The organism is Paraburkholderia atlantica, from assembly GCF_000092885.1.
Classification (GTDB): Bacteria; Pseudomonadota; Gammaproteobacteria; order Burkholderiales; family Burkholderiaceae; genus Paraburkholderia; species Paraburkholderia atlantica.
In genome coordinates this window covers 1817563-1830304 of sequence record NC_014118.1, presented here as the reverse complement: position 1 = coordinate 1830304, position 12742 = coordinate 1817563, and the positions used below count along the sequence as shown (strand labels likewise).

Genomic DNA, 12742 nt, shown 5'->3' with positions numbered 1-12742 from the left:
TGACGGCTAGACGACTGGTTAATGTTAGATCAAACGCGGCGGCTCGATTGTTGACGACCGTGCACCTCGGGCGAATGTCCGCGACTGGCCGATCAGCGTCCCGTCGCTAACCGGCCAACCCATCCTACACCTCGGTCTGTTCGGCCATTTCAAGCGCGTCATCTACCTCGATGCCGAGATACCGGACTGTGCTTTCGAGCTTCGTGTGGCCAAGCAGCAACTGGACGGCCCGCAGGTTCTTCGTGCGGCGATAGATCAACGATGCCTTGGTCCGGCGCATCCTGTGAGTACCGTAGGCGCTGTCGTCCAGGCCGATTGAGGCGATCCACCGATGAACCAGCCGAGCATATTGTCGCGTCGACAAGTGCGGAGAGCCGTGAATTCGGCTCGGGAACAGGAAGTCGGTTGCATGCAATCCCGCATGCCTTATCCATGCCGCCAGGCTGTCGCGGGTCTGCTCCGCAATTTCGAACTGTACGGGCCGTTGCGTCTTCTGCTGCATGATCGTCGCGCGGCTGGCAATGTGCTCCCCGTGACAGACGTCCCGCACGCGCAGCTTCGTCAGGTCGCACGCCCGAAGCTTGCTGTCGATGGCGAGATTGAACATGGCCAGATCCCGCACGCGGGACGAAAGCTGGAGGCGCACGCGGATCGCCCAAATCTCCTTGAGCTTCAGCGGGGGCTTCTGGCCGGTCCAATCTCCCTTTGTTCCGCGGGACTCGCGACGAACCGGTGTTGGCTTGCCTGCTCATAACAATCTCCTTTCAGTTGAAGGCAGATCCAGTCTGTGTCCGAAGTAATGGGCGCTGCACGACCCCGAGCGGACGACTCCGCTGCCAGATAACAGCCATTCGAATTGCGGTAAGCCACGCAAGAATGAATGCCGCCTGCCGGGATTGGGGCGATGCCCCGACCTTGCTGACGATTGCCCGATGTGGCACGCTCGGGGCTGAAGCGAAGCACGTGGGCCAGACCCAGCCCGACATTGGACGCAGGTTGCGTGCACTCAAAGAAGCGCCCGGGCACACGCCGTTGCAGCCCACGAGCGACGGCCTTGTTCTGGCTGTGATGGTGATGATTCGTCTTGTCATGCGAAAGGTCGCATCTGAGTTCAAGGCAGTGCTAACGCATCCGTCCGGAGACATACAGCATGGCTCAAGGAGCTTACGGCGAACGGCTGGGCCGCAGTTTTAATCTTGAAACACCCCCCACGCTCGGCAGTCGGACCGAGCGCGGACACCTGATCGTGACCGAGCTCCTGCGCGACAAGCCGGGTTTCGGGTTTACTGAGCCCATTGCACCCGAAAGCGCCTATCTCCTAGGCCTTCAACTGCGTGGCATTACTCACCACGAATTATGGGTGGATGGCCGCTCAATTCCGGTGAGCCCGATCGCCCCGAATACCACGCACCTGTTCGACCTGGAATGCAATCCGGTCTGTTACACCAATGAACCGTTTCACGATCTGTTTTTCTACGTGCCGCGCGAAGCCCTTGCGGAATTGGGCGGGGATGACGGCAAGTCTGCGCCGCGTGACCTGCATTGGCCTCGCGGCGCTTTCCTCGGCGACGAGGTGATACGCCACATCGGTTACGCGCTGCTGCCAGCACTGCATGCGCAACAGCACACCAATCAGACGTTTGTCGATCATGTGCTGCTTGCATTGCGCAGCCATCTGGTTACTACCTATGGCGGGTTCAGGGCAGCCACGGCGATCCGGTCTCAAGGTGGGCTCGCGCCGTGGCAGGAGCGTCGCGTCAAGGAGTTGATGCGCACACGCCTGGCTGACGGCGTCCCGCTCATTGAGCTGGCTCGCGAATGTAATCTGTCGACCAGCACTTTCGTCCGCGCGTTCCGGCGAAGCACGGGCATGTCGCCGCACCAATGGCTGATGGCGCGACGGATCGATAGCGCGGTGGCGTTGATGGGCGACCATTCCCGCTCGTTGGCCGATATCGCGCTGCTCTGCGGTTTCGCGGATCAGAGCCACTTTACGCGCGTGTTCACCGCTCGCCTGGGCGTTCGGCCGGGCGTCTATCGCGCCAACCTGCCGAAGTCGCAGCCCTAGCGCGTGCACACGCATGCTGAAGGGTGCGAGCGTTGCAACCCAGCGTGCTCGCCCAAAGCAATAGCACGTTTGAACAATGCCCGCCTCGATCATTCAAGACCACCTAGCCCGAAGACTTGACAATGCTCCGCAGACCAACAACGGAGCGAACACGTCATGTCACAAGATTCTTCATCGTCTGGGATGCCGCGCCGTCGGGCATCAGTCCATCGCTTGACTCGGCCGTGTCTGGCACTGGGCCTCGCGCTGGCACTCATGGGTCCTGTCGTCGCGCAGGAATCGGCACCTCCGGGTGGACCTGCGAAGGAAACGCCGCTGAGCATGGTCAATGCCCTTCACACGGCGTTTGGCGAACATCATGCGCGAGCGGTGCATACGAAGGGCGTCATGCTGGAAGGAACATTCGAGCCGGCGCCCGAAGCGCGAGCGCTGACCAAAGAGCCCATTTTTACCGGCGGTACGTTGCCAGTGGTAGCGCGGTTTTCGCTCTTTGCCGGTGTGCCCGATCTTCCTGATAACGCGGATGGTGCTTCACCGGCCGGTTTCGCGGTGAAGATCAAGGCGCCTGACGGTGATGACTTCGACATCGAGTGCAATCAGCACAACGGCTTCATCACGGCCACCTTCGACGAATTCGCCGTGTTCCTTCGCGCGCTTGGTGCGAGCGGACCCGACGTACCCCATCCCACGCCGGTGGAGAAGTACGTCGGCGCGCATCCACAGGTGAAGGCTTTTCTCGAAAGTCGTACTTATCCCGCCTCGTATGCCGAGGCAACATACTTTGGGATCAACGCGCTCAGGTTCACCAATGCCCGGGGAGAGTCGTTGTATGTGCGCTACCGGATGGTGCCGCACGCGGAAGAACGCTATCTGACGCCGGCGGAGCGCAAGGCGAAGAGCGGAACGTATCTGCAGGACGAGCTCGCACAACGCATCGCCAACGAGCCAGTCGTATTCGACTGGTATGCGCAGATCGCTGGCAAGGGCGACAAAATCGACGATCCTTCCATCGCCTGGCCAGACAGCCGAAAACTGGTGAAGCTGGGTACGTTCACATTGTCGCGGCCGCCAGTCGATCCCGAGACGGCGCAGCGCTTGCTGTTGTTCCAGCCGGGGCAGCCGCACCCGGGGGTGGAGGCCGCCGATCCCATGCTTGTTCTGCGGAACACCGCGTATCCGATTTCGTTGGGCCAAAGACAGTAGAGCATCGTGCAAGCGACATCAACGTCAATCGAGGAGCATTGTATGCGACCCACCATCACTACCATCGGCACCGAGCACGTCGACCTGCTTTCGAGCAAGGATTTTGACGAGACCGTCAAGGATCTCACCGCCGAACTCGGGAAAGTCAGCACCGAAAAGCTGATGGACAGACTTTACTCGAGCCGCACCTGGGACGACTACGCCAACGAATGCAGGGAAATTGCAGGAAGAAGTAGCCTCATCGAAGTGGGCTACCTCAACTGGGGCGGGGTTTTATCGCTGTCAGGAACACCGATGAAAGCGGCATGTTTCATCGTCGGCAATCCATTGACGGCTCAGAAGCTCTTGTCGGCCGGAGGTGCGCAGGTGGGGCTGTATCTGCCCACGAAAATGCTGGTGTTCGAGGATGCGGAAGGAGCGACCCACGTGTCCTATGACAAGTTCCTGCCGATCATGGCGACGTTCGGAGATGCAGCGCTCAACCAGGTTGCAGGGGCGATCGACGTTGTGCTCGACAAGCTCGCGACGGTCGCCGTCAACTGATGTCTGAGTCTGCTCGACGTCTAGCCACGCGGAGATTCAAATGCACGGCGATAGCAGGTATCGAATAAACCGATATGACTCGTCGGCTGGCGACAACTTGCTCGATGAGCGTGGAGAATGAGGAGCAACTCACCTTTGTCAGTAAGCTCTTCATCGGCAAGCCAGTACCGGCTATTGGCATCGATTCGTTCCCGGGATCGAAGTCAGATGAGAATGGGCGAAACCGCCGGGCAAGAATCGGCCTTAAGACCAGCCACCCGTCACCATGACATCCTCCGACGTGATCATGCGGCTGTCGTCGGCCGCGAGGAAGAGCGCCATGCGCGCGAGATCGCCGGGCTGCATTTCCTCGTCGATACACTGGCCGCGCCGTATCTCTTCGCGGCCTTCGTCGGTGAGCCACAGGTTGCGCTGTTTCTCGGTCAACACCCAGCCCGGCACGAGAGTGTTCACGCGGATGCCATACGCGCCGAGCTCCTTGGCGAACCCGCGCGTCAGACCCTGTACGGCCGCCTTGCTCATCGCGTAAACCGGGAACTGGCTGCTCTTGAGCATCCAGCAATGCGAGCCGAGATTAATGATCGACCCCGCGCGCGCGGCCTTCATATCCTCGACCACGGCCTGCACTGCGAACAACTGATGCCGCACATTGACTGCAACGCCTGCATCGAACGACTCGGGCGTAACGTCGGCGAGCGCATGGCGGCGATCGTTCGCCGCGTTGTTCACGAGCACCTCGATCGGTCCGAATGCAGCCCGCACCTCGGCGATGGCCGCGTGCAACGCGGCAATGTCGGTGACGTCGCAGGCAACGAACAGCGGTTTATGGTGCGCGTCACCGAGCGATTGGGCAAGAGCTGTTCCAGCGTTCATGTCGATGTCGAGAAAGCCCACACGTGCGCCTTGCGCAACGAAGTGCTCGACGAACGAAGCGCCAATGCCACTCGCGCCGCCCGTGATGAGCACGACCCGGTCGACCAGGCTGGGATAGCTCGCGTAACGTGCTTGTCCAGAAGATTTTTCGATAGAAGTTGCCATTTACTTTCCGTATTGATGAATCGCGTACACAGCGATTTTTTTAATCGATCGAGCAGCACCGCCGCGGGCAGGATCATGCGGTGGACGAGGTACTGACAGAACGCCTCGATGTTAAGCAGATCGGTCACGTTGTCTTCGATGCACCGCCGTGCGACGTCGCGCTCGATGGCACGGCGGCGTTCTTTTCTGCCGCCGATGATCTGGGCGACATTTCGGAGGCGCTGTCGAACGGGAAGTGGGCCACGCTTGACCAGTTCCGGGACGATGGCCACGATGGCCTGGTGAAGCTGGACTTGGTCGTCGAGGCCGCACGTCCAGGGTTCTTGAGCTTCACATTGGCACACCCATCACCTGCCTTGCACCAATGCGTTCGGCCGACGCGACTGCTTTTCGACCTATTCGTCGACCAGCGGGCCGATCTCTCCAGCCACCTGTACAAGGTGCAGGGAAAATCAGACGCACAACTACGCGCTACATTAGCCAGTAGAACTTCAGGTTCAAGGCACCGAGTCGGCATCAGGCGGCGGCTCGGATTTTACGCCCAAATCCGCAAAGACGTGCTCGTCGTCGTGCGTTTCGAATACAACGCCGCCGAGCAAGCGGCACGGGGCCAGTGATCAAGCTGATGGACGACCCGATGCGTCTCGGGGCCAGCCGGCAGCCCGGGAAGGATTGATTTTCAACACGGAGCGGCCTTTGTAGGCTCTGCCGCAATAAGAAATGCCTAGCTATCCAAGAAACCGCGTCGCGTCTTGCGCACTTGCGCGGTGTCCAGTGAGAGCACCGCAGCGTTGTCATGAGGTCGTCCCTTGGCGACCAGTGGCGGCGTTTGAACGCGTTGTTCATTTTTTGGCATCGTCTGCCGTCTAACGTCCATGGGCACTCGTATTGCCGCAGTGCCGGATAGACCACTATGAGGGGGTCGTCATGAAGTCGACTAAGCAGGCATTTGCGAAAACTGTCGCTTACCTTTTGGTCGTATGCTCAGCATTGCTGGCTGCACCTGCTTTCGCAGGCGCCTACGTACCTTGTCGCTCGGGCAGCGCAGCGACAGCAACGCAAAGCGGTAAAACGATGCCGTTGCACCACGCCAGCGTGGTTCACAAGAACAATGGCGGCGTCAACGGCGGCGTGCCGACCCCGTCGCAGTCCGGCAAACGCATCCCGGGGGGCGACTCCATCGATCCTATGTATCGAGGAGGTTGATGTGCGCGAGGCAGCACCCGAGAAAACCGGCACACGGATCAGATCTTTCCGAAGCACGCTACGGCCGGGAACGGTGATCGTGCTTTCGTGAGGAGGTCGTATGCACAGGTTCAAACCCGTAGTTGCCCTCACACTCGTCGCAGTGCTGCTGGGAGGCTGTCTGGCGAATTACGTCAGTCCGGCACACAACTGGCCGCCAGACCCGATTTTCGTCCGTAACGCTGAGCCGGGGCCTGTCCTGATAAAGGACGTTCTTGACTTTCTGGTCATCGTACATGGGCACCCGTATCGCCGCAGTGCCGGATAGAGCAGTAGGGCTTGCGGCTGCGATTCGCGCCGATTGCCTTCGCTCACCGCGGCAATCGTCATCCTGACCGGCATTACCGGCGCGACCCTGAGTAGCGCGATCCTGGATACCGTTGGCGTGCGGCGTGACGACGTGCGTGGCTTTGCGATGGGTGTTGCTTCCCACGGCATAGGTACCGCCAAGGCTTTTCAGGTCAGTGAAGAAGCCGGCGCCTGGCAGATGCTCAACCGCGACTATACGAGGAACGTACGGTACAAAAATCCACGCGGACCTGCTTGGAATCCCTCCGCGCGGATCCGCCCCCCCGATAACCTCGTGTACAGGTGCATCAGAAGAGACTCGGGGATGCCAGGTTGGGTTGCGAGAGTTACGATAAATGGGGTATCCGTATTCCGCGGTTGACTCGTCATGTGCGGCGCAGTGAAAGCAGTGAGATGCATACTGACACGCTCATGCACGACGGTCGGTTATCTGAGTGGATGGGACGTTCGAGCGTCCACATGGAAGTGCAGGCCACCGTCCGTAGTTGGCCGACCAGCGTCCCACGACCGAGCGCGGCGACCGCCTCGTCGGGCGCGCGATGCAAAAGGCGTAAAGCGACCCGCAATCGTCCTTCGATCCCTCGGACCGTTAACGACGGCTTCCAGGCAACAACGGCCGTTTCATCCGCAGATGAAGCGGCCTTCGTCCTCGCCGATCGAACGCTTGACCGGCCGCTAGTGGTCGGCTTCCTGCCTGTCCTGCCACGTCAAGTTGTACGTGCATCTATGTACACAAATGATGACGTCGCGACGGAGCGCACCTGTATACTCACGGATAACCTGCATCCGCGGGAGTCGTCGATTTCTTCGCAGCACCGATGGATAACAAAGAAAAAAATGTTTTGTGGGACGGTGGCGATCGCGTCCTGTGGCGAGAACGGTCCTCGGCAGCAGCCGGCCAGAATGTGCTGTTCGCGCGGCTTGCCGCTGAACAACCCATGCCCGCCAGTCTCGATCGGCTTGCCCACGAGTTCGCGCTGAAGGACGAGCTTGACAGTGCGTGGGCCGTGCGCCCGCTGAGACTGGTGCGTGAGAACGGACAGGTCTCACTGGCATTCGAGGACCCTGGTGGTGAATCGCTCGCGCGTCTGCTCGGCATGCCATTGCAGATCGGGTACTTCCTCGAAATCGCCAGTGGCATTGCGGCCGCGCTCGGTAAGCTTCATCAGCGCGGTCTGGTCCATAAGGATCTGAAGCCCGCGCATGTCCTCGTGCATTGCGCCGATGGACAGCCGCGACTGACCGGCTTCGGCCTGGCCTCGCGCCTGCCCCGCGAGCGGCAGGCGCCTGAAGCCCCCGAAACCATCGCCGGAACGCTCGCCTACATGGCGCCCGAGCAGACCGGCCGGATGAATCGCTCGATCGATTCGCGCAGCGACCTGTATGCGCTCGGCGTCACTTTCTACCAGATGCTGACGGGTGTCCTGCCGTTTGCCGCCACGGACGCGATGGAATGGGTGCACTGCCATATCGCCAGAACGCCATTGGCACCCAACGCGCGGGTGGAAGCCATCCCCGCCGTCATCTCCCGCATCGTCATGAAGCTGCTCGCCAAGACAGCCGAGGAGCGTTACCAGACTGCCGCCGGTGTCGAGCATGATCTGCGGCGGTGCCTCGCGGACTGGCAGCGTCAGCGCCATATCGACGACTTTCCGCTGGACGGGCACGGCACCCCCGACCGGCTGATGATCCCCGAGAAGCTTTACGGACGTGAGCGCGAAATCGAGACCCTGGTCGCCGCTTTCGACCGGATTCTGGATAGCGGCGTGCCCGAGCTCGTGCTGGTGTCCGGTTATTCGGGCATCGGCAAATCGTCGGTGGTCAATGAACTGCACAAGGTCCTGGTGCCGCCACGTGGACTGTTTGCATCCGGCAAGTTCGACCAGTACAAACGCGACATCCCCTATGCGACGCTGATCCAGGCATTTCAAAGCCTGGTGCGCATGCTGCTGGGCAAATCCGACACGGAACTGGCAGGCTGGCGCACAAGACTGGTCGAGGCGCTCTCGCCCAATGCAGCGCTCATCAGCGACCTGATCCCCGAACTGGAGCTGATCATCGGCGAGCCGTCCCCGGTCCCGGAACTCGAACCACAACAGGCGAAACAGCGCTTCCTGCAGGTGTTCCGGCGCTTCATCGGCGTATTCGCGCAGGCCGGGCATCCGCTGGCACTGTTTCTCGACGACCTGCAGTGGCTCGATGCAGCGACCCTGGACCTGCTCGCGGATCTGCTGATCCAGCCGGACCTGCGCTACCTGATGGTCATCGGCGCCTATCGCGACAACGAGGTGGATGCCGCCCATCCACTGACCGCCCGGCTCCAGGCTATCCGCAGCGCGGGCGCGACGGTCGGGGAAATCCGGCTCGCGCCGCTGACCGGTACGCACATCGGGAGTCTGATCGCGGACGCGCTGCACTGTGCGCCTGACAACATTGCGCCCCTGGCGCGCCTCGTGCACGACAGGACGGGTGGCAACCCGTTCTTCGTGATCCAGTTCCTGCTGGCACTCGCCGAAGGCAATCTTCTCGTTTTCGATCACGATGCACGGCAGTGGCGCTGGGATACCGAACGCATCCATGCCAGCAGTTACACCGACAACGTCGTGGACCTGATGGCCGGCAAGCTGACGCGGCTGCCGCCCGCGACACAGCACGCGCTGCAGCAGCTTGCCTGCCTCGGGAACGTAGCGACCATCGCGACATTATCCGCCGTGCTCGGCACACCCGAAGCCCAGGTTCACGCCGTGCTGTGGGAAGCGGTTCGCCAGGAACTGGCCCTGCGGCTGGACGGCGCTTACGCGTTCGTTCACGACCGGGTTCATCAGGCCGCCTATTCCCTGATTCCTGAATCTTCGCGCGCCGAGGCCCATCTGCGCATCGGCCGGCTGCTCGTCGCGCAGACCCCTGCGGAAAAGCGCGAAGAAGCGATCTTCGAGATCGTCGGGCAGCTCAATCGCGGTGCCGCGCTGATCACCGAGCCGGACGAACGCGAGCAACTGGCCGAACTCAATCTGCTCGCTGGCCAGCGCGCCAAGGCGTCGATGGCCCACACCTCGGCGCTAGCCTATTTCACCACTGGCGCGGGGCTATTGAGTGATGATTGCTGGCAGCGTCGGCATCAGTTGACCTTTGCACTGGAGCAGAATCGGGCCGAATGCGAATTCCTGACGGGACAACTGCTCGCCGCCGAGACGCGACTTGCGGCGCTATCGAGGCGTGCCACGACCACGCTCGAACGCGCCCAGGTCACATGCTGGCAGATGGATGCCTACCTGATGCTCGACCAGAGTGAAAACGCGATCGCCGTTGGCCTCGCCTTCCTTCGGCATGTGGGCATCGACTGGTCACCCCACCCGGATGACGAGACGGTGCGCCGCGAATACGAGCGCATCTGGTCACTGCTTGGCGACCGCAGAATCGAGGAACTCATCGATCTGCCGCCGATGGACAATCCCATCGCGCTGGCAACCGTCGAGGTTCTGACCAGGCTTTTCGGGCCGGCCTTGTTTACCGATGGGAACCTCAATTGCCTGACGATCTGCAAGGCAATCAGTCTCAGCCTCGAGCAAGGCAATGCCGATGCGTCGTGCGTGGCCTATGCCCAGTTCCCCTGATTCGCCGGACGACTTTTCGGCGACTACCAGCCCGGATTCGAATTCGGCCGGCTCGGCTGCAAGCTCGTCGAACGACGCGGCCTCGTACGCTTCGAAGCCCGCACGCATCTTGCGTTCTCCGTTTATGTCGCCCGCTGGGTGCACCCTGCGCGGCAGACTTGCGGCGACCACTTCCGCCGCATTTTCGACGCTTTGGAACGCACCGGCGATCTTCCATTCGGCGCGTTCGCGTCCAGCCACCTGGTCTCGAACCTGCTTTTCATCGGCGAGCCACTGGTTGAGGTGCAACGAGAGGGTGAAACCGGCCTGGCGTATGCCACAAAATTGCAATTCGCGCTGGCCATTCACTTTATCGAAGACCAGCTTGCGGTCATCCGGACGCTGCGCGGCTTGACGCCGCTATTCGGCTGCCTCGACGACGCGCAGTTCAACGAAGCTCGCACCGAACAGCAATATCGGGCAAAGCCGTCCCTGTCGGCCGCTGCATGCTGGTACTGGATCCGGAAACTCCAGGTGCGCTATCTCGCGGGCGACCACGAGGCGGCCATGACTGCTGCCTCGGAGGCACAACGGCTGCTCTGGACCTCGCACTCGTTTCTCGACGAGGCCGAATATCACTTCTATGCGGCGCTGGCGCGGGCTGCGCTGTGCGACTCCGTCGCCGCCGGCGATCTCCAGCAGCACCTCGAAGCGCTGATTGCCCGCCACAACCAGCTGCGCATCTGGACGGATCTCTGCGCAGAGAACTTTGCAAGTCATACTGCACTGGTCGGCGCCGAGATCGCGCGCATCGAAGGCCGAGTGGTCGAGGCCGAGATGCTCTACGAGCAGGCCATCGATTCGGCGCAGGATAGCGGATTCGTCCACGTCGAGGCGCTGGCCAGCGAACTCGCGTCCCGCTTTTATGCGGCTCGCGGTCTTCGAAGAATTGCGCGTACGTATATGCAGGACGCCCGCTATGGCTATCTGCGTTGGGGCGCCACCGGCAAGGTGCGTCAACTCGAGGAACAGTACCCGTATCTGAGGACCGAAGAGACGGTGCCCGGACCAACCAATACGATGGCAGCGCCCATCGAGCACCTCGAGCTGGCAACCGTGATCAAGGTGTCGCAGGCGGCGTCAGGCGAGATCCACCTGGAAAAGCTGATCGGGATGGTCATGCGCACGGCCATCGAACAGGCGGGCGCCGAACGGGGCCTGCTGATCCTGTCGGATGCGGGCGACCTGCGGATCGCCGCGAGAGCCACCACCGCCGGCGACGGGCTCCACGTGCAGCTATCCGACACACCGCTCAATGGCGCAATGTTGCCGGAGTCGGTCCTCAACCAGGTCCTGCGTACGCGCGAGAACATTTTCCTCGACGACGCCGCAACGGACCCTATGGCCGACACGGATCCCTACGTCCGTCAGCATCGCGCACGTTCCATTCTGTGCCTGCCGCTGATGAATGGCGCCAAACTGATGGGCGTGCTCTACCTCGAAAACAATCTCGCCGCCCGCGTGTTCAGCCCCGCGCGGATCGCCGTGCTGAAGCTGGTGGCCTCGCAGGCTGCAATTTCGCTAGAAAATGCCCGTTTGTATCGCGACGTCGCGCAACGCGAAGCAAGAATCCGACGCCTCGTCGACGCTAATCTCATTGGGATCGTCATCTGGGGCCGGGACGGACGACTCATCGACGCCAACGATTCATTTCTTCACATGCTCCAGTACGAGCGTGAGGATTTGAAGGCCGGGCTTCGATGGTATGACATGATGCCTCCCGAATGGCAAGAACGCGTCCCGCGCGAGTTCGAAGAGCTCGAGGCGACCGGCGCCATGCAAGCCTGCGAAAAGGAGTTCTTCAGGAAAGACGGCAGCCGGATACCTGTCCTGATCGGCGGCGCGGCATTCGAAGATCAGCCGAGCCAGGGGGTGGCTTACATTCTCGATCTGACCCAGCAAAAGCAGGCGGAAAAGAGAATCCGGGAGAGCGAAAAGCGCTATCGCGACGTGCAGGCCGAATTGGCGCATGCGAACCGCGTCGCGACCATGGGGCAACTCGCCGCCTCGATTGCTCATGAACTCAGTCAGCCCATCGCTTCGACGGTGATCGACGCTCGGGCCGCGTTGCGGTGGCTCGACCGCGAGCCCGCCAATGTCGACGAGGCCAGCCGTGCGCTCGGCAGTATCGTCAGCGGCGCCAATCGCGCCGCGGACGTGCTCGGCCGCATCCGGCAACTGGTCAGGAAGGCGCCACGTAGGAAGGAGCCGGTGGACCTCAACGAGGCGATCCACGAGGTTGCCGAACTGGTCCAGGGCGAAGCAAGAAAGAGCGGGGCCCGGCTGGAGATGCAACTCGCGGATGGCTTGCCGCTCATTGAAGGCGACCGGGTGGAAATGCAGCAGGTGCTACTCAATCTGATCATCAATGCGCTGGAGGCATTGAGAGGCATCGATGGGGTACGGCAGGTGCACCTCAGCACAGCGGAAGCCGAAGGCGCCTGCGTGCTCGTGACCGTGCGCGACTCAGGGCCAGGTTTTGGCCCGAACGGTACCGAACACGCATTCACGGCGTTCTACACCACGAAGGCGACCGGCCTGGGGATGGGACTTTCGATCTGCCGTTCGATCATCGACGCTCATGGCGGACGGTTGTGGGCGATTGACTCATCGCCGCGCGGCGCGGTCGTTCAGTTTACGGTGCCTCGGCATGCCGCTGTTTCGTCTTGATGGTCGGGATTGC

The 12742-nt window shown here is 61.5% G+C and carries 6 protein-coding genes and 3 pseudogenes; 7 read left to right on the top strand and 2 right to left on the bottom strand.

Annotated features, from left to right (window positions below; translation table 11 throughout):
* Positions 1-124 precede the first annotated feature (124 nt).
* A pseudogene (locus tag BC1002_RS24250) lies at positions 125-752 on the bottom strand (tyrosine-type recombinase/integrase).
* Between the two features lie 398 nt (positions 753-1150).
* On the opposite strand from BC1002_RS24250, the gene BC1002_RS24245 reads away from it, so the two are divergent.
* The 3 genes from BC1002_RS24245 (at position 1151) to BC1002_RS24235 (ending at position 3814) form a co-directional block, all read left to right on the top strand.
* Positions 1151-2068 carry a helix-turn-helix transcriptional regulator gene (locus BC1002_RS24245; protein WP_013092642.1) on the top strand — a complete coding sequence of 306 codons (918 nt, stop codon included), beginning with the start codon at positions 1151-1153 and terminating at the stop codon, positions 2066-2068.
* Between the two features lie 321 nt (positions 2069-2389).
* Positions 2390-3271 carry a catalase family peroxidase gene (locus BC1002_RS24240; protein ID WP_202945589.1) on the top strand — a complete coding sequence of 294 codons (882 nt, stop codon included), beginning with the start codon at positions 2390-2392 and terminating at the stop codon, positions 3269-3271.
* Between the two features lie 42 nt (positions 3272-3313).
* A complete protein-coding gene (locus BC1002_RS24235) occupies positions 3314-3814 on the top strand; it encodes a DUF302 domain-containing protein (protein WP_013092640.1) in 501 nt (166 codons plus the stop codon).
* A gap of 243 nt (positions 3815-4057) precedes the next feature.
* Here BC1002_RS24235 and BC1002_RS24230 read toward each other — a convergent pair whose 3' ends face one another.
* Entirely contained in the window at positions 4058-4852 is a 795-nt protein-coding gene (locus tag BC1002_RS24230) for an SDR family NAD(P)-dependent oxidoreductase (RefSeq protein ID WP_013092639.1), read from the bottom strand.
* A gap of 80 nt (positions 4853-4932) precedes the next feature.
* Here BC1002_RS24230 and BC1002_RS24225 point away from each other — a divergent pair, with 80 nt between their 5' ends.
* The 4 genes and pseudogenes from BC1002_RS24225 to BC1002_RS39805 all read left to right on the top strand — a co-directional run bounded on the left by BC1002_RS24225 (position 4933) and on the right by BC1002_RS39805 (position 12729).
* Positions 4933-5469 (top strand): hypothetical protein, encoded by a 537-nt coding sequence (locus tag BC1002_RS24225; protein ID WP_013092638.1) that lies wholly within the window; start codon positions 4933-4935, stop codon positions 5467-5469.
* A gap of 310 nt (positions 5470-5779) precedes the next feature.
* On the top strand, positions 5780-6058 hold the full coding sequence (locus BC1002_RS37915) for a hypothetical protein (protein WP_013092637.1): 279 nt from the start codon (positions 5780-5782) through the stop codon (positions 6056-6058).
* Positions 6059-6398: 340 nt separating this feature from the next.
* Positions 6399-6581: pseudogene (locus tag BC1002_RS39600) on the top strand (LrgB family protein); the annotation flags it as partial.
* 643 nt (positions 6582-7224) lie between these two features.
* Positions 7225-12729 (top strand): annotated as a pseudogene (locus tag BC1002_RS39805) (trifunctional serine/threonine-protein kinase/ATP-binding protein/sensor histidine kinase).
* Positions 12730-12742: the final 13 nt, after the last annotated feature.